This window comes from uncultured Parvibaculum sp. (assembly GCF_963975745.1).
Lineage (GTDB): Bacteria > Pseudomonadota > Alphaproteobacteria > Parvibaculales > Parvibaculaceae > Parvibaculum.
In genome coordinates, this window is sequence record NZ_CAXBIB010000016.1 from 18,045 (window position 1) to 42,297 (window position 24,253).

The window sequence follows — 24,253 nt, forward strand, 5'->3', positions numbered from 1 at the left end:
CCCGGACCGCCGGGCACGAAAGGGGATTTCGATGGCGACCAAGATTACCAACCTGAACCGCATGCTGGCGCTGGAGATGGGGCGCGTCACCGAGCGTGCGGCGGTGCGGTCGTCGCTCTGGGTCGGCCGCGGCGACGAGAAGTCGGCCGACCAGGCCGCCGTCGACGCGATGCGCAAGGAACTCAATGTGCTCGATATCGACGGTGTCGTGGTGATCGGCGAAGGCGAGCGCGACGAGGCGCCGATGCTCTATATCGGCGAGAAGGTCGGCACCGGCAAGGGACCGAAGGTCGACATTGCGCTCGACCCGCTGGAAGGCACCACGCTGACCGCCAAGGCGATGCCCAATGCGATGGCCGTGCTGGCTGCGGCCGAAGGCGGCACGCTGCTCAATGCGCCTGACACCTATATGGACAAGATCGCGATCGGCGGCGGATTCCCGGACGGTCTGGTCGACCTCGATGCGACGCCGGCCGAAAATATCAAGGCACTGGCCAAGGCCAAGAAGATCGAGGTTTCGGCCATCACCGCCTGCATTCTCGACCGGCCGCGCCATGCCGAGCTGATCCGCGCCGTGCGCGAGACCGGCGCCCGGGTGACGCTGATCACCGATGGCGACATTGCCGGCGTCATCGCCACCACCGATCCGGCGACCGGTGTCGACATCTATATGGGTGTCGGCGGTGCGCCCGAAGGTGTGCTGGCGGCGGCGGCGCTGCGCTGCATCGGCGGCCAGATGCAGGGCCGTCTCGTGACCTCCGTCGAGGAACAGAAGGTCCGCGCGGCCAAGATGGGCGTCAAGGATTTCAACAAGAAGTTCACGATGAACGAGATGGCGTCGGGCGATGTCATCTTCGCGGCGACCGGCGTCACCGATGGCTGGCTGCTCGATGGCGTGCATCACGTGAATGGCGGCGTCACGACCCACACGATCGTGATGCGCTCGGCCACCGGCACGGTGCGGCGTCTCAATTCGTTCCATTCGAATATCGAGAAGTTCAGCTAGGGCCGGTGCGGCGCGACCGGTTCATCGCAATCCGCCGCCCGGCGGCGGTCGCTGCAATGCGTCCGCATCGTCATGACGGGACAAGGACCGCATGTCTGTAGCCCGCAACTTTCTCGGCGTCGACCGTTCGGCCACCGGCCGGGCCTGGGTCAGCCGTCTGGCCGACGACCGGCTGGCGCTGGCCATTGCGCAGCGCGAAGGCCTGCCCGAGATCGTTGCGCGTGTGCTGGCGGGGCGCGGCGTTCTGCCTGAGGATTGCGCGGCCTATCTGGCGCCGTCGCTGAAGAACCTGATGCCCGATCCGCGCGTCGTGACCGATATGGAGAAGGCGGCCGCGCGGGTTGCAAAGGCCATCATGGAGGGCGAGAAGGTCGCGGTCTTCGGCGATTACGATGTCGACGGTGCCACCTCTTCGGCGTTGCTCTACCGCTTCTTCCGCGCCGTCGGCAGCGAGCTGCGCGTCTATATTCCCGATCGCATCCGCGAGGGCTACGGGCCCAATGCGCCGGCGCTGCTGCGGCTCAAGCAGGAAGGCATCGATCTCGTCATCACGGTCGATTGCGGCACCATGGCGCACAAGGCGCTGGGGCTTGCCGCCGATGCGGGACTGCCCTCGGTCGTGATCGACCACCACCAGGCCGAGCCGGCCTTGCCGCCGGCCTTTGCGCTGGTCAATCCCAATCGTCTCGACGACGAGAGCGGACTCGGCCAGCTGGCGGCCGTGGGCGTTGCCTTTCTCTTTGTCGTCGCGATCAACCGGACATTGCGCGAGGCCGGTTTCTATTCGGGCCGCGACGAACCCGACCTGATGCAATGGCTCGATCTGGTGGCGCTGGGGACGGTCTGCGATGTCGTGCCGCTGACCGGGCTCAATCGCGCCTTCGTGGCGCAAGGGCTGCGCGTGATGGGCCGGCGGCGCAATGCCGGGCTTGCGGCGCTGGCCGATGTGGCGCGGATGAACGGCGCGCCCTCGACCTATCATCTGGGTTTTCTGCTCGGTCCGCGCGTCAATGCGGGCGGGCGTGTCGGCCGCGCCGATCTCGGCGCGCGGCTGCTGGTCACTGAGGACGAAGAAGAGGCACGTGTTCTTGCCGAAGAACTCAATGTGATGAATGCCGAACGCCAGTCGATCGAGGCGCAGGTGCTCGAAGAGGCGCTGGCACAGGTCGAGACACGGCTGTCGGCCTCGCGGGCCAACACGCCGCCGCCGCTCATTCTGGCGCATGCACGCGGCTGGCATCCCGGCGTCATCGGCATCGTCGCCAGCCGTCTCAAGGACAAGTACGACCGGCCGAGCATGGTCGTCGCCTTCGATGCCAAGGGCGAGGGCAAAGGCTCGGGCCGGTCGATCCAGGGCGTCGATCTCGGCCGCGCCGTGACGGCGGCGCTCGAAGCCGGGTTGCTGATCAATGGCGGCGGCCATGCGATGGCAGCCGGCGTGACGCTCGATGAAGGCAAGCTCGCCGCGTTCGAGGCTTTCCTTGTGCAGCGTCTTGCCGACAGCGTTGCCGCGGCCTCCGAAACCCGCGCGCTCCGGCTCGACGGCGCCTTGTCGGCGCGTGGCGCGACGCGCGATCTCTACGAGCTGATCCAGCAGGCCGGGCCCTATGGCGCCGGCAATGCCGAGCCGCGTTTTGCCGTGCCGGCGGTGCGTGTGGTCCGGGCCGATATCGTCGGCAAGGCGCATGTGCGCTGCATTCTCAGCGGCGAGGATGGCGGGCGGCTGAAGGCGATCGCCTTCCGTGCCGCCGAAACCCCGCTCGGTCAGACGCTGATGGACCGGGGCAGCGGCTTGCTGCATGTCGCCGGGCGACTGACCGCCGATGACTGGCAGGGCAAACGCGACGTGCAGTTGACGCTGGAGGATGCGGTACCGACGCGCGACGCTATGCCCTGAAAAGGCGTTTCAGCCGTTCGAACATCTGTTCGACAAGGCGCATCGGCGCGTTCCTGTATCGCCGCATTTCGCGCGCCACCACGACCGCCCTGGCGATCGTCACGGCTTCGCCGTCGCCGGGTATCACCTTGCGCAGCGCTTCAGGCATGCAGGGATCGGAAAAGATCTCGAACCAGTTCTGCTGTTCGGCCAGCCGGTCCGCCGCCGACATGCCCGGTCGGTGGACCGCCGGCAGGTTGAGGCCGGTGACGACCGGACAGGAGGCCAGGCGCATGCCATAGGCGGTCAGCCATTTGCGCCACATATGCAGGTCGGTCCAGACGCCGTCCGGCGCCGGTGCCCAGCCGACAGGCAATCGCCGATAGGCATCGAGGCGATGACCGGCAAAGGAGAGGCCGAATATGTTGTAAGGCGTCTCGATCATGCGCCGCCGCAATTCAGCATCGGCCAGGTCGCCCGGATAGGCGGTGACGCGGCCGGATTGCGAAATGACTGCATGACGCGTATGCGCGAAGTCGGCATGGCGCAGCGTCCGGCCCATTGTTGCCAGGTGGTCGGGAAACCAGAAATCGTCGTCGCTGAGATAGCAGACGGCGTCGCCGGTTGCTTCCATGAGCGCGTCATGGCGCCAGGCTTCGCCGTGGCGCGCGCCCTTTTCGAACTTGAAAAGACGAATGCGGGGATCGCGGGCAGAAAAGCGTTCGACGATCCTGTGCGTGGCTTCGGGTGCGCCGTCGGAGACCACGAAGAGTTCGAGATCCCGCTCGGTCTGGCGCAGCACGCTGCGGATCGCGCAACGGATCATCGGTCCGTTGCTGTATGTCGGAATCAGGACGGTAAAGCGCATGACGCACCGAAGGCGAGCTGGCGGAGTTGCGAAATCGCGGCGACGATCGCCGTTTCGTCGCCCAGTGCCGTGAAAGGTGCGGGTCCGCCACGCAGATGATGGAGGAAGGCCGCGATCTCGGCCTTGAGCGGCATGTCGGCGGCCACCTGGCGTTCCTCGAACGGGTCGGCCTGCAGCGTGTTGCGGCGGCGAATGACGATGCGGTCATATTGCGTGTCGTCGAGTTCGCAGACCGCGTCGCGGCAGGCCAGCACGACCGCGCGATGCTTGTTGGGCTTGCCGGCCGACACCTCGATCACGACCGGAACGCCGCCGGCCGTCCGGCAATGGGCGATCAGACCGTCCTGCCCGGCGACGGTCGGATCCTTCCAGGCGGCAATGGCGGCCGGAACTTCGCCCAGCAGATGCAGCGCGATCGACATGTCGTGCGGCAGCAGCACCCAGACGGCATCGACATCGCGGTGATGGTTCTCCCAGCCCATGCGGAAACTGCGCAGGCCGATCACCGGGCCGAATTCCTGCGTGGCGGCGATCCGCGCCAGTTCGACGATGCCGGGGTGGTAGCGCCATTTGTGCATCGTGAAGACGAGGTCGCGCGCGGCGTCGGGGAGGCGGCGGATTCGTTCGAGGTCGGACGCCAGCGGCTTTTCGACATAGATCGGCCGGCCGCGTGGCAGCAACTGCTCCACGGCATCGAGATGCGCTGTCGTGTCGGAGGCGACGATATAGCCGCTGCAGTCGGGCAGGGCGTCGGCCGTTGCGACAATGGCGGCGGCGCCGCCGGCCCGGGCGCGGGCGATCGAGGCGTCCGAACGTGCGACCGCATGGACCTCCGCACCCAGCGCCTTCAGGTCGCGCAGGATGTGCCGGCCCCAGTCGCCGACGCCGACAAGCCCGAGATGCATTGCGCCACCGGTCATGCCGGATGGGCATCCGCCAGCAACGCACTGGCGGCCAGATATTCATCGAGCATTTGCTGGTAGCTGCCGGCTGTCCGGTCGCGCGGCGACAGGACCGGATTCCGGACGGGCCAGTCGAGGCCCAGTTCCGGCGCGTTCCAGGCGCAACCGAGTTCGTCGTCGGGCGACCAGTAGCTGGTGACCGAATAGACAAGTATGGAGGGTTCGGGGAAATAGAAGCCGTGGCAGACGCCGGTCGGAATCGTGACGCCGACCGGGTTGCCGGCGTCAGTTCCACGAAGGTCGCGCGGCCCCGGGTCGGCGAATCGGAACGGATGTCCTTGAGACCGAGCAGCATGCGGCCCGAGATCACGACCAGATAATCGGCATGCCGGACATGCACATGGACGCCGCGCAGCGTACCGGTGTTGCTGTGAACCACGTTCCACTGCACCGGTTCGACATTGGTCGCCCAGGAGGCGCGAAAGATCTCCATCAGATCGCCGCGCGTGTCGGCAATCCGGCGGATGGGGGCCAGCAGTACGCCCACAGGCAGGTCATGCGAATCGATCATGGCACGCAGTCTACAGTCTGTCGTTTCGTGACTAACCTAGTTCAAAATCCCGAGTTTCCCGCATGATTCCGGAACCGGGCGCACGCCGCGCCTGATCGGCCGCCGGCGGCCGTGCGGTGCGGTTTCGGGGGGTTGCCAGCCGCGCCTCGGCCCCTTATAAGGCGCGCTCATGGTCGGCCTCCGGGCCGTCCCGCGCCGGCCTCCCGTGCGCCCTTCGTCTATCGGTTAGGACGCCAGATTTTCATTCTGGAAAGAGGGGTTCGACTCCCCTAGGGCGTACCATTTCCCCTGTCATCGATTTCGCGCATGCCCGCGCCGGCCCGTCCGGCCGGGGCTCAGTAGCGGCCGTAATTATACTGGCTGCCGGGCCGGATATAAGGCTGGCCGGCTTCGTCCAGACATTCGTCGACGCGCCACTGGGTCATGCGGCCGAATGAGTCGGGCGCATCCATCATCACCATGCGGCAATTGTCCGGCCGCTCGCGGGCGCTGTCGCTGCCATAGGCGGCGCGGCGCTCGGCTTCGAGCCGGGCCGCTTCGAGGCGCTTGTATTCCATCGAGTCGATCGAGCCACGGCCGGGCTGGCAGCATTCGGGCGAAACATAGCGCGGCAAGGCGGAAAGCCCGGGCCCCATGCTGTCGTCCAGTCCTTGATGGAAGGGCAGATTGGGGTCGTCATGGAGGTAGGGGTCGGCCGCCAGCGGGGCGGCCGCCAGGCCGAACAGCAACAGCGCCGACAGGGCGGTCATGCGGCTCCAGCGTGTCATGGCCGAAAGCCTAGCACGATCGGGCCTACCAATGCCCGATATTCTCCATCGAGGCCCAGGGTTCGGCCGGATCGAGCGGTTTTCCCTGCTGCAGCAACTCGATCGAGATATTGTCCGGCGAGCGCACAAAGGCCATGCGGCCGTCGCGGGGCGGGCGGTTGATGGTGACGCCGGCCTTCATCAGCCGGTCGCAGGTCGTATAGATATTCTCGACCTGATAGGCCAGATGGCCGAAATTGCGGCCCTCGTCCAGTTCTTCCGGATCCCAGTTCCAGGTCAGTTCGACCTGGGCGTCCTTCTGGCCGGGCGCCGCCAGGAAGACCAGGCTGAAGCGGCCGGCCTCGATGTCGAAGCGGCCGAGATTTTCGAGACCGAGCTTGTTGCAATAGAAGTCGAGCGACTTGTCGAGATCGCTGACACGGACCATCGTGTGCAGATATTTCATGTCACGCCTTTGCCGGGTGAGGGGGTTTCGGCCATCATCCGATATCGGCGGAAGAAGGTCAAAACGGACGCGGCATGACGCAGCAACTGAAACGGGCTATCGAAGACGCGTATCGCGTGGTGGTGTTCACCGGTGCCGGGATCAGCACGGAATCGGGCATTCCCGACTTCCGCAGCCCCGGCGGGTTGTGGACGAAAATGGCGCCGATCGACTTCGCCGATTTCATCCGCTCCGAGGAGCTGCGGCGGGAAGCGTGGCGGCGGAAATTCGAGATCGACAAGACCATCGTGACGGCCGAACCCAACAAGGGCCACATGGCCATCGCCAAGCTGGTGGACATGGGCAAGGTCAGCCATGTCATCACGCAGAACATCGACAATCTGCATCAGAATTCCGGCGTGCCGCCCGAGCGGATCATCGAGCTGCATGGCAACGGCACCTATGCGAAATGCCTCGATTGCGGCGAGCGGCACGAGTTGCATGAGGTGAAGGCGATCTATGACGCATCGCCGGCCGCGCCGGTCTGCCGCTCATGCCGCGGCATCGTCAAGTCGGCGACGATTTCCTTCGGCCAGGCGATGCCGGAAGAAGAAATGCGCCGGGCCGAGGAGGCGACACTGGGCTGCGATCTGTTCCTGGCCATCGGGTCGTCGCTGCAGGTCTATCCGGCAGCCGGCTTTCCGATTCTTGCCCGGCGCAACGGCGCGACGCTGGCCATTCTCAACCGCGAGCCGACGCCGCTCGACGAGATCGCCGATCTTGTAATTCATGACGAGATCGGAGCGACGCTGGCGCCGGTCGCGATGCTGAATTAGCCCGCGACCGGCTGTTTGCGTCTAGCCTTTGTTCTTTCCCGGCGCGGCGCCCGAGTTGCCCGGGGCCGAGCCCGACTGTCCGGCTGTGGATCCGGCAAGGCCCGGGGCGGTGCCCGTTTGACCGGGCGTGGAGCCGGCAAGACCCGGCGCGGTACCCGACTGTCCAGGCGTGGAGCCCGAAAGGCCCGGGGCCGGGCCCGACTGGCCGGGTGCGGCGCCTGAAAGACCCGGGGCTGTACCCGACTGTCCGGGCGCGCTGCCCGAGAGACCCGGCGCGGCGCCCGACTGTCCGGGTGCGCTGCCCGAGAGCCCCGGCGCGGCGCCCGACTGTCCGGGCGCTGAGCCCGAAAGTCCCGGGGTTGAACCCGACTGGCCGGGGGCGCTGCCCGACTGGCCCGGAGCGGCGATGGCCGCGACCTGCGGGCCGCCGTTTCCGGTTGCGCGAACCGCGGGTTCGCTGTCGGTATCCTCAGCCCGGGCGGCGTTGCCGTTGCCACGGTTGATGTCGAGACCGCGGGCGAGACCGTTGGTCGATTTGGCGATGTCCACCGCCGCGCGCCGTTCGGTATGGATTTCCATCGCCTTGCCGGCGTTGCGTGTCCGGTCTTCGACCTTGGGGGCCACGCGGGGCGTGTCCTGCGCGCGTGCCGCATCCTTGCCGCGCTGAACCGGTTCCGCGCCGGGTCCGCTGACCTTGAGCCCGTTGCCCTTGCCGGCCAGCGTATGGGCCGTCTGACCGGGCCGGATCATGCCCACATCGCCGGTGTCGAGGTCGATCGTTTCGACCGCCCCTTCCATGACATGAACGGCGGCGCCTTCGGCATCGACCGAGACGGTGAATTTCGTGCCCTTGACGACGGCGGCAAGATAAGGGGTTTCGACCTCGAAATGCTGACGGTCCTGCTTGTCGACCTGCAGGAGAATGGTGCCGACACGCTGGAGGATGCGCGTCATGCCGCCGCTATCGCTGTCGGGCGAGACCGCAATCGAGCTGTTGGGGGAGACCATGATGGATTCGGTGCCGCGCGAAAGAACCACGCGTCCCGTCGTGCCGGTCTCGATCACCGCGCCCGGCGCGACCGTGCCGTTCGGCGTCAGGGACACCGGCATCGCACCGTCGGTCTGGATGTAGGCTTCGCCCGACATCATTTCGACATGCCATGTGGCGGGGCTTCCTGCATGCGCGGATGATGCGGCGAGCATCAGGGTGGCTGCAGCGAGAATTCTTCCACTGGTCCACTTGCGATGTGTACGGAGCATATGCGTGGCCTCCTGGCCTCGTTGACTGACCATATTCATACCACGGCCAATTGCCGGATTTTTGGCTTCTTCTTCCGCTGGTTAAGTCGCTCTTAATGCCGGACGGGCTCTACTGGCAGCGAGGTGCTGTCAGTGGTTAAGGGGGCGTTAACGCCTGACGATCTTTCGGGAGGCCGTTTTGTCCAGCGACGACGAAATGGACATTCGGGCGGCAGGGGGCTCGATCGGATGAAATTGAACATGCACGGCAAAAAGGGAAAACCGGCGCAAGCGATCGGACTTGCGGCGGCCATCGCGCTTGTCCCTGCGACGACGCCGGCGACGCTCCGTGCCGCTCCACTGGACCCGACCCAGGTCGAAAGGGGACTGCAGGACAGCGAACGGCGCTTCGTGCCGGCGGCGCCGCGTGGCGAAGGTCCGGCGATCGAGACAAGGGCCGAGGGTGCGGCGATGCAGGACACCGGCACGTTTCTGCTTGCCGGCGTCCAGCTCAGCGGCGCCGATCTGCTTCCGGCGGACGATCTTGTATCCGCCTACGAATCCCATGTGGCGACGGAAGTCGACGAGCAGACGATCATGAAGATCGTCGAACGGATCACCAATCGTCTCAAGGATGCCGGATACCCGCTTTCCTATGCGCGAATTCCGCCGCAGCATATCGTGGCCGGCATCCTGACGATCGACATCGTGGCCGGCCGTGTCGGTACGTTGACCATGACCGGCACCGAGACCCCTGAACGCTACCGCCCGATGTTCCGGACGCTTCTGGAGACACCGGTGACGACGCAGGATCTGCTGGAACGTGCGATCCTGCTCCTGCACGACAGCGCCGGCGTGTCGGTTTCGGACATCGCGCTGCAGGAGGATGAGGAAGGACAGGGCGTCTACGAACTCGCGCTCACCCTGATCGAGAAGCCGCTCGAATTTTCTATCTATGCCGACAATCGCGGCACGCGCGCGGCAGGTCCCCTGCAGCTCGGGCTTTCGGCCGCCTACAACAATCCGGCCGGACTCAACGATCAACTGGGCCTGACCTATTTCACCACGCCGGAAACACCGGAGGAACTTCAGTATTTTCAGGGCAGCTATCTGCTGCCGGTCGGATCGTCCGGTCTCACGATGCGGATTTCATCAACTTACAGCCAGGTCGATGCCGGCGGCAGCCTTTCCAGCGTCGGAACGGAAAGCAGCGCCTTCAGCACCAGCCTGGCCTTGCGCTATCCGCTCAGGCGCAGCCGCAGCATGTCAATATGGATCGGGGCGAAGGCCGACTTCCGGGATGCGCGCGAGGAAAATGATTTCGGCACCGTGTTCGATGACCGGCTTGTCGTGTTGCGCGGCAGCGTCGACTATTCGTCGACGGATGACTACGGGGGGCGGAATTTCGTTGCGATCGAAGTCAGCCATGGCCTGACAGTTGCCGGTGCTTCTGAACGTGGCGATCCCGCCTTGTCGCGGGCCGATGGCGGCGGATCCTTCACCAAGCTGAGCGGCGAAATCCACCGGCAGCAGGAGCTTTTCATCGCCGGACTTTCGCTTTCGGCCCGGCTGGCCGGTCAGATGTCGTCGGTGCCGCTGCTGTCGGCGGAGGAATTCGGTCTTGGCGGCGCACGTTTCGGGCGGGCCTATCAGTATGGCGAACTGACCGGAGATGACGGTCTGGCCGGCTCGCTCGAACTCGGCTATTCGCCCACAATGACCGCCGGTCCGGTTTCGTCGCCGACCGGCTACCTGTTCTATGATATCGGCGCAGTATGGAACGGCGACGGTCTTCCGCCGGGCCGAACGTCTCTCGCCTCCGCGGGTGCCGGCTTGCGCTTCAGGCTGGGCGAGAGCGCCCATGTCGGGCTGGAAATCGCCAAGCCCCTGACCAGGGATGCCGATGAAGGAAACGGGCGCGATCCGCGGTTCTTCTTTTCGCTTGCCGTCAATTTCTAGAATCGTATTGCGGCGCGGCCGGCATCCGGCATCCGGCATCCGGCATCTGGCAAAGGCTTCAGGCGCCGGCGAGGGCCGAGGCGGCGCGATCCTCGGTGGGACGCAGACGGTCTGGCGGAAACAGCAGCGTGACGGTTGTTCCCTCGTGGGGAACGCTTTCGATCCGCAGCCGGCCGCCATGAAGATTCATATAGGCATTGACGAGAGCAAGGCCCAGACCCGTGCCTTCATGGCTGCGGGAGAGCGATCCGTCGGCCTGGTAGAACGGTTCGGTGACACGCGCGATGTCTTCCGCGGCAATGCCGATGCCGGTATCGGCGACGGCGAGGGAGAGCCCGCCATCCGCTGCGATTGCGGTGCGGATCGTGATGCGCCCGCTCGGCTTGCTGAATTTCGCGGCATTGGAGAGGAGATTGGTCAGCATCTGCTTGAACAGACTGGCATCCGCGTTGAGCGCTGCGGAACCGTGGCCGTAATCGGCCACGAATGACTTGTCCGGTGCTTCCTTCCAGGATCGGGCGATACCGATGCAGGAATCCGTGACTTCGGCGACATCGATGTTCTCGTCGACCAGCTCGACCTTGTGCGAGTCGATGCGCGAGAGATCCAGAATGTCGTTGACGGTCATCAGCAGGTGTCTGCCGCTGTCGGCGATATCCGTTGCGTATTGGCGGTATCTTCCGTCACCCAGCGGACCGAAAATTTCGGTCGTCATCAGCTCGGAGAATCCGATGATCGCGTTCAACGGCGTCCGGAGCTCATGGCCCATATTGGCAATGAATTCGGTCTTGGCCCGGCTGGCTTCCTGCTCCTGACGATGCGCCGTCCGGATCGCTTCCTCCGCCGCGTGCCGTTCGGTCACGTCGTGGAAGGTATAGGTCACGAGTTCGCGCATCGTGGTTTCATCGTCCGACAGCGTTCGCGGGACGCGCGAATGGCTCAGCGTGTAGCGCAGGCAGCGGGTCTTTTCTGGATCGGAGGAGTTTTCGAGCAGATATTCCCGTGGAAACGCCCCCTCGGCCTCGGTCGCCTGCAGCAGCGTTGCCGGAAGCACTTCCGAAAGCCGCATTTCCAGCGCGTGACGCTCGCCGTCGATGGCGAACAGTTGTCTGGCGACCGGGTTGATCATTTCGATCTGCCCCTCGGTATCGGCAATGATGATCGCGTCGGGACTGTCATTGACCACGCTGGTGGTCAGCAGGCGGCGATATTCATTCTCCAGCCGCTGCCGCCGGATGTGCCGGCGCTGCCGGGCAATCTCCGAAAGTATGGAGTTCGCACAGACAAGCAGGATGGCGACCGACCATGCGGCCGTGTTCAGGTCGATGGCGTGATCCCGGAACAGGAGAAACCCGATGGCCTGCAGCGTGACCAGCGCGACGATGCCGATCAGTTGCAGCTGGAGCCAGGACATCCGCCTTTGCAGGAAGAAACCGGCAAATACGATGACGACAAGGCCGGCGATCACGGCAGGCGTGTCCGTCTGCCGAATGACCGTCCCCGTGGCAAGTGTCTCATAGGCCATGGCCTGAATGGCGGGACCCGACATCACGCCATGCTTCGGCACGGCGAATTGATCGCCGAGTTCGACAGCCGTTGCGCCGATGATGAACTTCCGGCCTTCGATCTGATCCCGGCCGACTTCGCCGTTCAGCAGATCGATATAGGAGATCCTCGGGATCTCATGCGTGTTGATGCTGTAATTGGTATGAAAGAACGGCTTCTCCCTGTCGGCGCGTCCCGCGAGGAGAGCAGGAAGAGAAAAATAGAACTGTCCATCGATCTCGACACCGTAGGACCCGCGCCGCACGCGGCCGTCCCGCTCGGGCGACACATTGACATTGCCGAGCCATGCATGCTGTTCGAACAGCGCCATCGGGCGCGTGACGACGATTTCGCTGGTCGTGTTTCTGTCGCCGTCGCGCTGAAAGAAGATCGGCAGGATAATGCGGCCCGATGCCCGGGCGAAGGCTTCTGCCAGAATGGCGCTGTCTTCGGGATAGCTCTCGCCGCTGAGGTCGATGTCGAGTGCAATCTGGTCGGCGCCGTTCTCGATCAGGATGTCGACGACCCGCGCATGTGTCCGCCGCGATATCGGCCACTGGTCGAGTGCGCGCAATGTCCGGACATCGATGGCCACGACCGCAAGGGTCCCGGTCGGCTCGATGTCGACAAGATCCATGCGCCGGTCGAGGGTCCAGAGGTCAATGTCCTCCCACACCCCGCCAACGCTCAGGATGGCGGTTGTCAGAAGGAGAGCGATCGAAACGACAAGCTGCTTCACCATTCCCTCGACGGCGGAATGCCACGCGATTCCTGTTGGTCCCCGATGGAGGATGGTCAGGAAACGTTAACATTTGCTGTCACGTAGTCGTGATTCGTCGCACTTCGGCCGGCGTCTGACGGTTCGGGGCGCGTGGCAGAATACCGAGATATCGAGCGGCGCCGGGTCAGCGCGCCGTTGCCCAGCCGCCTGCGACCGGGATCAGCTGTCCGGTGATGAAATCCGATGTCGGGCCGGCGAGAAAGGCGACAATGGCGGCCGCTTCCTCCGGCTTGCCGAGGCGCCGCAGCGGGATATTCGACAGGATCTTGTCGCGCGATTTGGGGTCTTCCAGCAGCGATGCCGGGAAGTAATCGGGGCTCTCGATGAAGTTGAAGGCCAGCGCGTTGACCTGGATATTGAAGCCGGCAAGCTCCTTGGCCAGCGTCAGCGCCAGCGCATTGGCGGCACCGCGGGCAGCCGCATAGATGCTGTAGTTCGGAATGCCGTTCAGCGGCGCGGCGGAAGAGAGAAACAGCACCTTGCCGGCCTTCTGCTTCTTCATCTGCGGCACGGCGGCCCGGGTCATGGCGAAGGACTTGAAGACCAGCGCCTCGAAAGTCTCGTGCAAGTCCTCGTCGGTCGCTTCGTCGACGGCGCCGCGCACGGCCGGCCAGGCATCGTTGTTGATGAGGACGTCGAGACGGTTCTCGGCCTTCAGCACGGCGGCAATGGCGGCATGCGGGTCCTGCTCGGCCAGCGCCTTGACGCCCGGGAGCCTGGTCTCGAAATCGCTTCGCGCCGAAGCGTCGGTGAAGCTGGCATCGACGCCGTAGACGGCCGCGCCTTCCGCAAGGAGAGCCCGCGCCGAAGGCCCGCCGACGAAATGAGCGATGTCGGTGATCAGAATGCTGCGTGCCATGAGGCTCCCCCGGTCGGCGTGAAATCGCGATTGTCAGCGCTTGTGCGGCCATGACACTGTGGCGGCCGGACGTATGACATGACAAGAGGGAAACGCGATCCGTGACGCAGACAAAGGGCGAGTGGTGGAAGGGCGCGGTCGTCTATCAGATCTATCCGCGCAGCTTCCGCGATGCGAATGGCGACGGAATCGGCGATCTTCGCGGCATCGAGGAGAAGCTCGATCATGTCGCTTCGCTGGGCGCCGACGCGATCTGGCTCTCGCCGATCTATCCCTCGCCCAATCGCGATTTCGGCTATGACGTCTCGGACTATTGCGCCATCGCACCCGAGATGGGGACAATGGCGGATTTCGACCGGCTGCTGGCCGCCGTTCACAAGCGCGGCATGAAGCTCATTCTCGACCAGGTGCTGGCGCATTCGTCGGACCAGCATCAATGGTTCGCCGAAAGCCAGCTCTCAACCGACAATCCGAAATCGGACTGGTATGTCTGGGCCGACGCCAGGGAAGACGGCACGGTGCCCAACAACTGGCTGTCGGCTTTTGGCGGGCCGGCCTGGTCGTGGAACCCGGTCCGGCGGCAGTATTACCACCACAAGTTTCTGAAGAGCCAGCCCAAGCTCAACTTCCACAACCCCGAAGTCGTCGCGGCCTGCATGGACATTTTGCGCTTCTGGCTCGACAGGGGCGTCGACGGATTCCGGCTCGATGTCGCCAATTCCTATCTGCACGACGCGGCGCTGACCGACAACCCGCCGCTGCCGCGCGACCAGCGCACATTTCTTGACTGGGCGCATGCGCCGCGCCTGCAGCGCCACATCCACGACGCCAACATGCCCGAGAACGAATGGGCGATGAAGCGCGTGCGGGCGACGATGAACGAATATGAGGCGCGGCTGGCCTTCGGCGAATTTTCGGAACGGCCGGAAATGTTTGGCCTTTATGCAGGCGGGGCGGAGCGGCTGCATACCGGCTACACCTTCGATTTTCTGGAAGACTGGAGTTTCGCGCCGTCGGTCTTCCGCCGCTATTACGAGGAATTGCTGGCGCCGATGCCCGATCTGTTTCCCTGCGTCACCTTTTCCAATCACGATATCGTGCGGCCTGTGACGCGTTGGGGCGGGGGCAGGGGCGACGAGGCGCTGGCGAAGCTCGGGCTGACGCTGCTTCTGGCACTCAAGGGCACGGTGCTGATGTTCGAAGGCGAGGAACTTGGGCTTCCCGAAGTCGATCTCGAACGCCATCACATCAAGGACCCGGTCGGCGATCTCTATTTTCCGTGGTCGAAGGGGCGCGACGGCTGCCGCACGCCGATGCCCTGGGAGCGCCCTGCCCATGAGGCCGGCTTCACGGCCGCCACGCCATGGCTGCCGATCCCCGACTATCATCGCGAACGCGCCGTCGATGTTCAGCAGGCGGATAAAAATTCGGTTCTGGCCCATGCCCGCGCCGTCGTCGCGCTCCGCAAGGCGCATCCGGCTCTGGCGCGCGGCGCGATCCGTTTTCTCGATGCCGAGGAGCCCGTGCTGGCTTTCGAGCGCGAAGGCGAGGGCGAAAAACTCCTCTGCGTCTTCAATCTCGGCAAGAAGCCGGAGCCGGCGCAATTTGCGCTGCCGGAGGCGGTGGGCGAGGCGGTGTTCAAGATTGGAGACGCGGCGCGCGACGGCGCAACGCTGAAGCTGGGGGCAAGGGCCGCGACGATTTTCGAGATGTAGACCGATACTTCTTGTTCCCACCCGCCCCCGGGGGGCGGGTCGATAAAATTCGAAGAATTTTTCGGGGGTGAGAGGCGGTTTGCGTTAGCAAACGCAAAGGCCCAGTGGGCCTTTGCGAGCCTCGAACGCCCGAAGCGAAGCGCAGGGCAATGCCACAAGCTTTCGTTCGTGGTTCAAAAAGGTCCAGCGGACCTTTTTGTTCGCTTTGCGAAGCACCCCGAACCCCCGAAACTTGCTCGCTGGCGCTCGCAACTTTCGACCCTCCCTCAAGAGGCGGGTGGTCTGCAAACGCTGACGCAGAATGCAGTCCTCTATTTCCTCCGTATTAAGATTAAAATCAAACGCCTCAATACGGCCTTTATCCCGCCGGAATCGGGGTCCAGATTCTGGTGACTGTACGGGGGGATTGGGCAACCTGAATGAGGGGCCCGCGTCCAACCCGCGGGCCGGAGGACATGAAGCACTCCCCGGTTTCCCGGATGTCGCTTCGACAGCGGATCCGGATTTCTCTTCTCTTCCTGCTGGTCGCGGTCTGCGCCGCGCTGTCGGCCCTGCCGGCATCGGCCGATACCGATTCCGACCTGGCGCCGGCCTTCAATCCGCTTTCCTTTGCCGCGCCGTCGTCACCGCTCGCGCCGGAGACCTTCTGGTTCAGCACGCCGGCAAGCCTGCCGGACGAGAACGCCATCGATCTGCGGCTGCACCGCGCGCTCGGCATCACGCTCTCGCCGCGCGCCGAGGTGGCACCGCCGCGCGGCGGCACTCATTCCAAGGGTACGCTCGCGACATCGTTGCGCTCCGCGGTCGAGCGGGTCAGCGACAGCACCGGCCGCCGCCTCGAATTCCGGAAGGGCGACCTGATCCTCAATATCTCCGACACGCTCTACTGGCGTCTCGATGAACCCGAGATCACATACAGGGTCCGGTTTTGAGGGGAGATCCGTTCACTTCCCGCGCCGCCGTTCCATCTCTTCCATCGTGTCAATGTCCTTGAGCGCCGCATCATCCGGCATCGGTACCTCGCAAACCGCATCCGCATGTTCGCCGATCAGATGCTTCGCTCCGGTGTCGCCCTTGGTCTCCTTGATGGCCGCGAACCATTCGCGGCCCCAGAGAACCGGGTTGCCACGCTTGCCGTTGACCGTCGGGACGCAGATGGTGCGACCCTCTTCCGGGTCGAAGGCGGCGATCAGGCGGTCGAGGTGTTCGGCTCTGATGTCCGGCATGTCGCCGAGGCAGATCAGGGCCGCATCGATATCGTCCGGCAGGCCGCTTATCCCCACCCTCAACGAGGTGCTCAGACCCTGTTTGTGACAGTTATTTGACAGTACCGTGACAGAGAGGGGGGCGAGTACCTTCTCCACCTCTGTCGCACGGTCGCCGGTAACGACGATGACCGGCTGTGCCGACGAGGCCAATGCGGCTTCGGCAACATGGCGGAGCATCGGTTTGCCGTCGACCGGCATGGTCAGCTTGTTCGGTCCGCCCATGCGGCGCGACTGGCCGGCGGCCAGAATTATCGCGGCGACACGGGGACTTGCGGGCGACGGGCGGGTGCCTTCGCGCGGCTGCGGGCGCGAGGGGATCTCCTTCAGAAGCCCGCCGACGCCCATGGCGGCGACATCGGCCGGCGTCACATCGAGGCCGGCCAGCAGCCGTGCCAGCACCCAGTCGAAGCCGTTGAGTTTCGGCGAGCGGGCGCAGCCGGGCAGGCCGATCACCGGCGTTTTGTCGTGACGGGCCAACAACATAAGGTTTCCGGGGTCGACCGGCATACCGAAATGCAGGACCTCGCCGCCTGCCTGCGCGATGCCTGCGGGCACGACGTCGCGGCGGTCGACGGTTGCGGACGCACCGAAGATCAGCACCGGCGACAGGCCCTCGGCGAGAAGTTCGCGCACAGCGCCGGCCACCGCCAACTCATTGTGCTCGCAGCGGATTTCGCGCGCGATCGTGCTTCCCATCGCGGCAAGGCGTGCGTCGAGAATGCTGCGGCTCTTGTCCATCACGCTCGTCTTGGTGTCCGGCAGTTGCGTCGCGACGAGGCCGGCGCGATGCGGCTTGAAGGCATGCAGCGTCATTGCGCTTGCGCCCTCGCGTGCGATCTCAAGCGCGCGGTCGAGTTCGGCGCGCGGTGCGGCGAATGGAATTATCTTGATGGTGGCAAGCATTTGCCGCGCGGTCACGCTTTCATATGGCGCCAGTGTCGCCACCGTGATCGCCTCGCCGATGGCGTTGATCGCGGCGATGCGCGCGGCGTCGATCTCGACGATGCCGCCCGCTTCGGCATGCAGGTTGGCCCGGCCCGTGAAGGGGGCGGCGGCGCGAATGCTGTTGCCTGCCAAGGCCTTGGCGAGCGCTTCGGCCGCTTCGTCCTCCGCCACGTCGTCCGCTTCGAGGCGCGCGGCAATGACGGTGGCGACGCCCGCCGCTTTCAGAGCCGCGACATCGGCGGCGCTCAAGTGCCGGCCTTTCTTGAAGGTTTCGCTTCCCACTTTCCGCGAATGCGCAAGGATCGCGCCTTCGGCTTCATCCGGTGTCATCTCGCCGAAGATCATTGGCGCAAGCTCCCCGTTATCTCGGCCATGATCGAGATGGCGATCTCGGTCGGGCTTTTCGCGCCGATCGCGAGGCCGACGGGCCCGTGAATGCGAGCAATATCAACATCTTCGAAGGCCGCTTCCTTCAGCCGTGCGACGCGGGCGGCATGCGTCTTCTGCGAGCCGAGCGCGCCGATATAGAAGGCGGGGCTCTTCAATGCCGCCTGCAGCGCCGGGTCGTCGAGCTTCGGGTCGTGGGTCAGCGTGACCACCGCCGTGCGCGTGTCGGGGGCAAGCGCGGCCATCGCCTCGTCGGGCCAGTCGTGACGCAAGTCTATGTCCGGAAAGCGGTTTTCGGAGGCGAAGGCGGTGCGCGGATCGATCACCGTCACGTCGTAGCCGGCAAGCGCGGCCATGCGCGCCAGCGGCTGTGCGATGTGCACGGCGCCGACGATGATGAGGCGCAGCGGCGGATTGAAGGGGTTGAGGAACCAGTCGCCATCGGGACCGGCGACGATGGCCGCGCGGTCGCTCGCCAGCACTTCATACGATGCTTTAATTAACCAGTTTTCTTCTTGTTTTTCAGTTGGATAGACGAGTTTCCCGAATCCATCTGTCAACCTTGTCGCCAGCACCACAGGCCGCTTGGCGGCGCGGTCCTTCACCAGTTGCGCGAGGATATCGGCGTCCATCTCAGCCCGTCACCGGTTCGACCATGACGCGGATGCGGCCGCCGCAGGCAAGTCCAACCTCCCAGGCCATGGCGTCCGAGACGCCATATTCGAGGATTTCGGGCTTGCCAGTGTTCAGCGTCTCAAGCGCGCGCGTTACTACATCGCCTTCGATGCAGCCACCTGACACGGAACCCACAAAGCTGCCATCCTCGCGGATCGCCAGCTGGCTGCCGGTGGGGCGCGGCGCCGATCCCCAGGTTTCGATGACGGTTGCGATTGCGACCTTACGGCCTTGTGCCCGCCACTGAGCGGCCTCCTCCAACACATTGTCATCGCTGATGTTTTTGCCGTTCACGCGGCTTTCCTTTCGGGCATGCGGGCCGGTGTGTCGGACAGCGCCTCGATCAGAGCCGTCAGCGAGGCGATGTTATGGACCGGGCGGAACTCATCGACATGCGGCAGCAGCGCCTTGATCCCCAATGATTTCGGTTCGAAGCGCTGATAGCGCAAGAGGGGGTTCAGCCAAATGAGTCGCCGCGCGCGCCGATGCAACCGCGCGATTTCGGGGCCGACGCCTTCGCCGGCGTCCCGGTCGAGCCCGTCGGTCACCAGCAGAACCGTCGCGCCCTGGCCCAACACCCGCCGCGCCCAGTCGATGTTGAAGCGGCGCAGCGTTTCGCCAATGCGGGTGCCACCGTCCCAGTCCTCGACCTTCGCAGCGACGCGGGCCAGCGCCTCGTCGACATCGCGGTGGCGCAGCTCGCGCGTCACGTTGGTCAGGCGCGTGCCGAACAGGAAGACATGCACACGGTCGCGATCATTGGTCAGCGCATGCAAAAAGTGAAGGAAAACGCGGCTATAAGCCGACATCGACCCGGAGATGTCGCAGAGCACCACCAGTGGTGTGCGACGGCGGCGGAAGGTGCGGCGTTTCAGCGGAATGACGCCGCCGGCGCGCAGGCTCGCCCGCAGGGTGGCGCGCATGTCGATCATTGGTCCATGCGCGGCAGGCCTTGTGCGGCGGATGCGGGTGTCGTCATGGACGAGGTGCAGCCGGGCGATGGCGTTTTTTGCCTCGGCCAGTTCGGCGACCGACATCTGCTCGAAGTCCTTGTCGTGCAACAGTTCTTCGGCCGAGAAGGTTTCGCTGCGGTCGATTTCGAGTTCGGGTTCGGCGGCTTCGCGCGGCCTGCCTTCGCCGAACAGGGCTTCCGCCAGCCGCCGGCTTTGCTCTTCCCGCGGTGCGTCCGGCGGCGCTTCGAGTTCAGGCAACATCAGCGCCATCATCCGGTCGAGCAGCTTGGGATCGCGCCAGAAGACGTGGAAGGCCTGATCGAAGAGGTGATGCTGCTCACGGCGTTTCACCAGAGTCGCATGGAGGGTCCAGTAGAAGTCGGACCGGGCGCCGATGCCCGCGGCCTCGACCGCCTCGACCGCATCGAGGACCTGGCGCGGGCCGACCGGTAACCCCGCGCGGCGCAACACGCGGGCGAAGTGGACGATATTTTCGGCAAGGTGGCTCATGTCAGTCGGCGGCCTGCGCCGCCATCCTGATTTCCTCGAGCAGCCGCGCCGCTTCGCTGCCAGCCACGCGGGCGATGTCGTCCTGGTATTTCAGCAGCGCCCCCAGCGTGTCGTTGACCAGTTGCTTGTCGAGGGCGACCGCATCGAGCGCCGTCAGGGCCTCGGCCCAGTCGATCGTTTCAGCAATGCCGGGGCTCTTGTAAAGATCAAGGCTGCGCAGTCTCTGCACGAATGCGACGATGTCGCGCGAAAGGTTTTCAGGCGTTTTCGGTGCTTTCAGCTTCAGGATCGCCAGTTCGCGCTCGGCATCCGGGTAATCGACCCAGTGGAACAGGCAGCGTCGCTTCAGTGCATCATGAATCTCGCGGGTACGGTTCGACGTCACGATGACGATGGGTGGTTTGGCGGCCTTGATGGTGCCGATTTCGGGCACTGTTACCTGGAAATCCGAAAGAACTTCAAGGAGATAGGCCTCGAATGGTTCGTCGGTGCGGTCGAGTTCGTCGATCAGCAGCACCGGTGGCCCTTCGACGGCAGGTTCCAGTGCCTGCAGGATGGGGCGGCGGATCAGAAAACGTTCCGAGAAGACATCCTTACCGAGTTCCGTGCGATCCTCGACGCCTTCGGCCTCGGCCAGACGAATCTCGATCATCTGGGCCTGATAGTTCCACTCATAGACAGCGGCGGCCGTATCGAGGCCCTCATAGCATTGCAGGCGGATCAGGCGGCGGCCAAGTGCTTCCGCCAGCACCTTGGCGATCTCGGTCTTGCCGACGCCGGCCTCGCCCTCAAGCAGCAGCGGGCGGCCCATCTTGAGCGCGAGGAAGACCACGGTCGCCAGAGGGCGGTCGGCGACATAGGCGCCGCGCGCCAGAAGTTCGACGGTTTCGTCGATAGTGGTGGGCAGGGTCATGGATGCAATCTATGCCTCAGCGGGCCGTTCCGCAAAATCAACCGGCCGCCGCGACGGCGCGCTTTGCCATGACGGTGATCAGATGGGCGCGGTATTCGGCCGTGCCGTGAAGATCGGCATTGAGCCCCTTTGCCGGTACCTTGATGCCGGCGACGGCTTCGGGCGACCAGTTCCTTGCCAGCGCCTCCTCCATTTCCTTGACGCGGAAGACGCCGTTCTGACCGGCGCCGGTCACAGCGACGCGGATACCCCAGGGTCCTTTGGCGACAAAGACCCCGACCATGGCGTAGCGCGAGGCCGGGTTGGGAAACTTCACATAGGCGGCCTTTTCCGGGTGCGGGAAGGTGATTTCCTTGATGATTTCACCATCCTGCAAGGCCGTATCGAACATTCCCTTGAAGAATTGATCGGCTTCGATCAGGCGTTTGTTGGTGTGGATCTTCGCGTCGAGCGCCAGGCAGGCCGCCGGGTAATCGGCCGCCGGATCGTTGTTGGCGATCGAGCCGCCAATGGTGCCCATGTGGCGTACGGCGGGGTCGCCGATGCCCTCGGCGAGCGAAGCCAGCGCCGGATTGTACTTTTTGACATCGGCCGATTGCGCGACGGTCGCGTGTCTGGTTGCTGCGCCGATCATCACGGCATCGCCTTCGGCACGGATGAAGTCGATCTCCTTCAGGCTGCCGATGTCGATCAGATCGCTCGGCATGGCCAAGCGCTGCTTCAGCGTCGGGATCAATGTCTGACCACCGGCAAGCAGTTTCGGATCATCGGCCTTGGCGAGAAGGGCTTCGGCCTCGGCCAGCGACTTCGGGCGCGCATAGTTGAACTGGTACATGAGGCTTCTCCTTATTCGGCGGCGGCGCGCGGGCGGGACTGGATTGCTGCCCAGACGCGGGTCGGCGTCGCCGGCATTTCGATGTCGCGGATCCCGAGCGCATCGGTGATCGCGTTGATGATGGCGGGCGGCGAGGCAATGGCGCCTGCTTCGCCGCAGCCTTTCATGCCAAGCGGGTTGGACGGACAGACGGTTTTCGTGAAACCGAGGTTGAAGCTCGGCAGATCGTCGGCGCGGGGCATGCAATAATCCATATAGGAACCGGTGACGAGCTGGCCGGATTCCGGGTCGTAGATGCCATGCTCCAGTAACGCCTGACCGACGCCCTGCGCGATGCCACCATGCACCTGACCCTCGACGATCATCGGATTGATGATGGTACCGAAATCGTCGACCGCGACGAAATTGACGATGCGGGTGACGCCCGTGTCGGGGTCGATCTCGACTTCGCAGATATGACAGCCGGCCGGGAAGGTGAAGTTGGTCGGATCGTAGAAGGCGCCTTCCTTGAGGCCGGGCTCGATCTCGGCGGAGGGAAAGCCGTGCGCAGTGTAGGCGGAAAGCGCCAGCTGCGCCCAGGGCAGCGTCTTGTCGGTTCCCTGCACCGTGAAGGTACCGTTCTCGAAGACGATGTCCTCGACGGCGGCTTCCATCAGATGGGCGGCGATCTTTTTCGCCTTGGTCTCGACCTTGTCGAGCGCCTTGACGATGGCGCTCATGCCGACGGCGCCGGAGCGCGAGCCGTAGGTGCCCATGCCAAACTGCACCTTGTCGGTGTCGCCATGGACGATCTCGACCTGTTCCATCGGAATGCCGAGGCGGGAGGCGACGAGCTGCGCAAAGGTGGTTTCGTGGCCCTGGCCGTGGCTGTGGGAGCCGGTCAGCACCTCGACATTGCCGGTCGGGTTGACCCGTACTTCGGCGCTTTCCCAAAGGCCGACACCGGCGCCGAGCGATCCAACGGCGGCAGACGGTGCGATGCCGCAGGCCTCAATATAGGAGGAGAAGCCGAGGCCGCGCAGCTTGCCGCGCTTTGCCGCTTCGGCCTTGCGCGCCGGAAAGCCCTTATGGTCGACAGCCTTCATGGCGGCGTCGAGCGAAGCTTCGTAATCGCCGGCATCATAGGCCATGATGACCGGCGTCTGGTGCGGGAAAGTGCGAATGAAATTGCGGCGGCGGATTTCGGCGGGATCGATCCCGGTCTCACGCGCCGCCGTTTCAACGATGCGTTCCACGAGATATGTCGCTTCGGGGCGCCCGGCGCCACGATAGGCGTCGACCGGTGCCGTGTGCGTATAGACACCGTCGACCTCGACGTAGATTGCCGGGATGTCGTACTGGCCCGAGAGCAGGGTGCCATAGAGATAGGTCGGCACCGAGGCCGAGAAGGTCGAGAGATAGGCGCCTAGATTGGCGATCGTCTTGACGCGCAGGGCGAGGAATTTTCCGTTCTTGTCGAGCGCCAGTTCGGCGTGGCTCAGATGGTCGCGGCCGTGGGCGTCCGAAAGGAAGGCCTCGGAGCGATCCGCTGTCCATTTGATCGGCCGGCCGACTTTCGCTGCGGCCCAGACACAGGCGGTTTCCTCCGCATAGATGAAGATCTTCGAGCCGAAGCCGCCACCGACATCCGGTGCGATGACGCGCAGCTTGTGTTCTGGGGCGACGCCAACAAAGGCCGAGAGCACGAGGCGGGCGACATGCGGATTCTGGCTGGTCGTGTGGAGCGTATAGACGCCGCTTCCTTTGTCATATTCGCCGATGGCGGCGCGGGGCTCCATCGCGTTGGGGATCAGGCGGTTGTTGGTCAGGTCGAGCTTGACGATTCTATCCGCCCTGGCGAAGGCGGCTTCCGTTTCGGGCTTGTTGCCGAGTTCCCATTCGAAGCAGGTATTATGCGGCGCTTCAGGATGAACCTGCGGTGCGTCCTTCGATTGGCAGGAGGCCAGCGCGACGGCGGCGGGAAGCGATTCATAATCGACATCAATCATCTCGGCGGCGGAGCGGGCCTCAGCCAGCGTTTCGGCGACAATCATTGCAACGTGGTCGCCGACATAGCGCACCGTATCGAGCGCGAGGATCGGGTGCGGGCCGACTTTCATCGGCGTTCCATCCTTCGATGAAACGGTCCAGCCGCAAATCAGCCCGCCGAGTTGATCCTCGGCGACATGCTTGCCGGTGAAGATCGCGATGACCCCGGGCGCGGCTTCAGCCGCCCGAGTGTCGATTTTCCGGATTTTCGCATGGGCGTGCGGCGAGCGCAGGAAGTATGCCCAGGTCTGACGAGGCCTTGTAATGTCGTCGGTGTAGTGGCCGTTTCCGGTGATGAAGCGGAAATCTTCCTTGCGACGAACCGGCTGACCGATTCCTTCGCCCGTGGCTGCGTTCGACATGGAACTCCTCCCTGAGTTTCCCCGTCTGT

The 24,253-nt window shown here is 64.5% G+C and carries 21 protein-coding genes and 1 tRNA gene; 7 read left to right on the forward strand and 15 right to left on the reverse strand.

The genetic code is table 11. The features are described 5' to 3' along the window. Positions 1-31: 31 nt before the first annotated feature. Both glpX and recJ read left to right on the forward strand, forming a co-directional pair. Positions 32-1,006 (forward strand): class II fructose-bisphosphatase, encoded by a 975-nt coding sequence (glpX, locus tag AAC071_RS12910; protein ID WP_339833097.1) that lies wholly within the window; start codon positions 32-34, stop codon positions 1,004-1,006. Between the two features lie 91 nt (positions 1,007-1,097). Next, complete coding sequence (recJ, locus tag AAC071_RS12915) at positions 1,098-2,903, forward strand: single-stranded-DNA-specific exonuclease RecJ (protein ID WP_339833098.1); 1,806 nt, start codon at positions 1,098-1,100, stop codon at positions 2,901-2,903. Here the strand turns inward: recJ and AAC071_RS12920 are convergent. The 3 genes from AAC071_RS12920 to AAC071_RS12930 are packed head-to-tail and all read right to left on the reverse strand — an operon-like array spanning position 2,893 to position 5,098. Beyond that, positions 2,893-3,750 (reverse strand): glycosyltransferase family A protein, encoded by an 858-nt coding sequence (locus tag AAC071_RS12920; RefSeq protein ID WP_339833099.1) that lies wholly within the window; start codon positions 3,748-3,750, stop codon positions 2,893-2,895. The genes recJ and AAC071_RS12920 overlap by 11 nt on opposite strands. Further along, on the reverse strand, positions 3,732-4,670 hold the full coding sequence (locus tag AAC071_RS12925) for a Gfo/Idh/MocA family oxidoreductase (RefSeq protein WP_339833100.1): 939 nt from the start codon (positions 4,668-4,670) through the stop codon (positions 3,732-3,734). The genes AAC071_RS12920 and AAC071_RS12925 overlap by 19 nt, the downstream gene beginning before the upstream one ends. Further along, positions 4,667-5,098, reverse strand: a complete 432-nt coding sequence (locus tag AAC071_RS12930; RefSeq protein WP_339833101.1) for a dTDP-4-dehydrorhamnose 3,5-epimerase family protein — start codon at positions 5,096-5,098, stop codon at positions 4,667-4,669. The genes AAC071_RS12925 and AAC071_RS12930 overlap by 4 nt, the downstream gene beginning before the upstream one ends. A gap of 332 nt (positions 5,099-5,430) precedes the next feature. Here AAC071_RS12930 and AAC071_RS12935 point away from each other — a divergent pair. Then, positions 5,431-5,505: transfer RNA gene (locus AAC071_RS12935), tRNA-Glu, on the forward strand. 53 nt (positions 5,506-5,558) lie between these two features. Here AAC071_RS12935 and AAC071_RS12940 read toward each other — a convergent pair. Both AAC071_RS12940 and AAC071_RS12945 read right to left on the reverse strand, forming a co-directional pair. Beyond that, complete coding sequence (locus AAC071_RS12940; RefSeq protein WP_339833103.1) at positions 5,559-5,990, reverse strand: hypothetical protein; 432 nt, start codon at positions 5,988-5,990, stop codon at positions 5,559-5,561. A 25-nt stretch (positions 5,991-6,015) separates the two neighbouring features. Beyond that, on the reverse strand, positions 6,016-6,435 hold the full coding sequence (locus AAC071_RS12945; RefSeq protein WP_339833104.1) for a VOC family protein: 420 nt from the start codon (positions 6,433-6,435) through the stop codon (positions 6,016-6,018). Positions 6,436-6,509: 74 nt separating this feature from the next. Between AAC071_RS12945 and AAC071_RS12950 the strand changes: the two genes are divergently transcribed. Beyond that, complete coding sequence (locus AAC071_RS12950) at positions 6,510-7,250, forward strand: Sir2 family NAD-dependent protein deacetylase (RefSeq protein WP_339833105.1); 741 nt, start codon at positions 6,510-6,512, stop codon at positions 7,248-7,250. A 21-nt stretch (positions 7,251-7,271) separates the two neighbouring features. Here the strand turns inward: AAC071_RS12950 and AAC071_RS12955 are convergent, their stop codons facing one another. After that, positions 7,272-8,510, reverse strand: coding sequence for a FecR domain-containing protein (locus AAC071_RS12955; RefSeq protein ID WP_339833107.1), 1,239 nt, complete (start codon positions 8,508-8,510; stop codon positions 7,272-7,274). A gap of 240 nt (positions 8,511-8,750) precedes the next feature. Here AAC071_RS12955 and AAC071_RS12960 point away from each other — a divergent pair, with 240 nt between their 5' ends. Continuing rightward, entirely contained in the window at positions 8,751-10,448 is a 1,698-nt protein-coding gene (locus AAC071_RS12960; protein WP_339833109.1) for a ShlB/FhaC/HecB family hemolysin secretion/activation protein, read from the forward strand. Between the two features lie 58 nt (positions 10,449-10,506). Here AAC071_RS12960 and AAC071_RS12965 read toward each other — a convergent pair whose 3' ends face one another. Both AAC071_RS12965 and AAC071_RS12970 read right to left on the reverse strand, forming a co-directional pair. Continuing rightward, positions 10,507-12,732 carry a CHASE2 domain-containing protein gene (locus AAC071_RS12965; protein ID WP_339833110.1) on the reverse strand — a complete coding sequence of 742 codons (2,226 nt, stop codon included), beginning with the start codon at positions 12,730-12,732 and terminating at the stop codon, positions 10,507-10,509. A gap of 166 nt (positions 12,733-12,898) precedes the next feature. Further along, entirely contained in the window at positions 12,899-13,633 is a 735-nt protein-coding gene (locus AAC071_RS12970; RefSeq protein ID WP_339833112.1) for an SDR family oxidoreductase, read from the reverse strand. A gap of 101 nt (positions 13,634-13,734) precedes the next feature. Here AAC071_RS12970 and AAC071_RS12975 point away from each other — a divergent pair, with 101 nt between their 5' ends. After that, positions 13,735-15,348 (forward strand): alpha-glucosidase family protein, encoded by a 1,614-nt coding sequence (locus tag AAC071_RS12975; RefSeq protein WP_339833114.1) that lies wholly within the window; start codon positions 13,735-13,737, stop codon positions 15,346-15,348. A 479-nt stretch (positions 15,349-15,827) separates the two neighbouring features. Next, positions 15,828-16,280: a hypothetical protein gene (locus AAC071_RS12980; protein WP_339833116.1), complete on the forward strand. Its 453-nt coding sequence runs from the start codon at positions 15,828-15,830 to the stop codon at positions 16,278-16,280. A 12-nt stretch (positions 16,281-16,292) separates the two neighbouring features. Here the strand turns inward: AAC071_RS12980 and AAC071_RS12985 are convergent, their stop codons facing one another. The 7 genes from AAC071_RS12985 to AAC071_RS13015 are packed head-to-tail and all read right to left on the reverse strand — an operon-like array spanning position 16,293 to position 24,224. Continuing rightward, positions 16,293-17,906, reverse strand: coding sequence for a molybdopterin-binding/glycosyltransferase family 2 protein (locus tag AAC071_RS12985; RefSeq protein ID WP_339833117.1), 1,614 nt, complete (start codon positions 17,904-17,906; stop codon positions 16,293-16,295). Next, complete coding sequence (locus AAC071_RS12990; RefSeq protein WP_339833118.1) at positions 17,903-18,580, reverse strand: XdhC family protein; 678 nt, start codon at positions 18,578-18,580, stop codon at positions 17,903-17,905. Before AAC071_RS12990 ends, AAC071_RS12985 begins: the two co-directional genes overlap by 4 nt. Before the next feature lies 1 nt (position 18,581). After that, positions 18,582-18,917: an XdhC family protein gene (locus tag AAC071_RS12995; protein ID WP_339833119.1), complete on the reverse strand. Its 336-nt coding sequence runs from the start codon at positions 18,915-18,917 to the stop codon at positions 18,582-18,584. Further along, complete coding sequence (locus AAC071_RS13000; protein WP_339833121.1) at positions 18,914-20,086, reverse strand: VWA domain-containing protein; 1,173 nt, start codon at positions 20,084-20,086, stop codon at positions 18,914-18,916. The genes AAC071_RS12995 and AAC071_RS13000 overlap by 4 nt, the downstream gene beginning before the upstream one ends. 1 nt (position 20,087) lies before the next feature. Continuing rightward, a complete protein-coding gene (locus tag AAC071_RS13005; protein WP_339833122.1) occupies positions 20,088-20,999 on the reverse strand; it encodes a MoxR family ATPase in 912 nt (303 codons plus the stop codon). 37 nt (positions 21,000-21,036) lie between these two features. Further along, on the reverse strand, positions 21,037-21,834 hold the full coding sequence (locus tag AAC071_RS13010) for a xanthine dehydrogenase family protein subunit M (RefSeq protein WP_339833123.1): 798 nt from the start codon (positions 21,832-21,834) through the stop codon (positions 21,037-21,039). Positions 21,835-21,845: 11 nt separating this feature from the next. Then, positions 21,846-24,224: a xanthine dehydrogenase family protein molybdopterin-binding subunit gene (locus AAC071_RS13015; protein WP_339833124.1), complete on the reverse strand. Its 2,379-nt coding sequence runs from the start codon at positions 24,222-24,224 to the stop codon at positions 21,846-21,848. Between the last annotated feature and the right edge of the window lie 29 nt (positions 24,225-24,253).

What these genes read in the sequence shown, in the direction of transcription:
- AAC071_RS13005 (WP_339833122.1), bottom strand. Translation starts at nt 20,999, where the DNA reads ATGACCCTGCCCACCACTATCGACGAAACCGTCGAACTTCTGGCGCGC.
- AAC071_RS12925 (WP_339833100.1), bottom strand. Translation starts at nt 4,670, where the DNA reads ATGACCGGTGGCGCAATGCATCTCGGGCTTGTCGGCGTCGGCGACTGG.
- glpX (WP_339833097.1), top strand. Translation starts at nt 32, where the DNA reads ATGGCGACCAAGATTACCAACCTGAACCGCATGCTGGCGCTGGAGATG.
- AAC071_RS12940 (WP_339833103.1), bottom strand. Translation starts at nt 5,990, where the DNA reads ATGACACGCTGGAGCCGCATGACCGCCCTGTCGGCGCTGTTGCTGTTC.
- AAC071_RS12950 (WP_339833105.1), top strand. Translation starts at nt 6,510, where the DNA reads ATGACGCAGCAACTGAAACGGGCTATCGAAGACGCGTATCGCGTGGTG.
- AAC071_RS13000 (WP_339833121.1), bottom strand. Translation starts at nt 20,086, where the DNA reads ATGAGCCACCTTGCCGAAAATATCGTCCACTTCGCCCGCGTGTTGCGC.
- AAC071_RS12955 (WP_339833107.1), bottom strand. Translation starts at nt 8,510, where the DNA reads ATGCTCCGTACACATCGCAAGTGGACCAGTGGAAGAATTCTCGCTGCA.
- AAC071_RS12970 (WP_339833112.1), bottom strand. Translation starts at nt 13,633, where the DNA reads ATGGCACGCAGCATTCTGATCACCGACATCGCTCATTTCGTCGGCGGG.
- recJ (WP_339833098.1), top strand. Translation starts at nt 1,098, where the DNA reads ATGTCTGTAGCCCGCAACTTTCTCGGCGTCGACCGTTCGGCCACCGGC.
- AAC071_RS12985 (WP_339833117.1), bottom strand. Translation starts at nt 17,906, where the DNA reads ATGATCTTCGGCGAGATGACACCGGATGAAGCCGAAGGCGCGATCCTT.
- AAC071_RS12920 (WP_339833099.1), bottom strand. Translation starts at nt 3,750, where the DNA reads ATGCGCTTTACCGTCCTGATTCCGACATACAGCAACGGACCGATGATC.
- AAC071_RS13010 (WP_339833123.1), bottom strand. Translation starts at nt 21,834, where the DNA reads ATGTACCAGTTCAACTATGCGCGCCCGAAGTCGCTGGCCGAGGCCGAA.
- AAC071_RS12980 (WP_339833116.1), top strand. Translation starts at nt 15,828, where the DNA reads ATGTCGCTTCGACAGCGGATCCGGATTTCTCTTCTCTTCCTGCTGGTC.
- AAC071_RS12990 (WP_339833118.1), bottom strand. Translation starts at nt 18,580, where the DNA reads ATGGACGCCGATATCCTCGCGCAACTGGTGAAGGACCGCGCCGCCAAG.
- AAC071_RS12960 (WP_339833109.1), top strand. Translation starts at nt 8,751, where the DNA reads ATGCACGGCAAAAAGGGAAAACCGGCGCAAGCGATCGGACTTGCGGCG.
- AAC071_RS12945 (WP_339833104.1), bottom strand. Translation starts at nt 6,435, where the DNA reads ATGAAATATCTGCACACGATGGTCCGTGTCAGCGATCTCGACAAGTCG.
- AAC071_RS13015 (WP_339833124.1), bottom strand. Translation starts at nt 24,224, where the DNA reads ATGTCGAACGCAGCCACGGGCGAAGGAATCGGTCAGCCGGTTCGTCGC.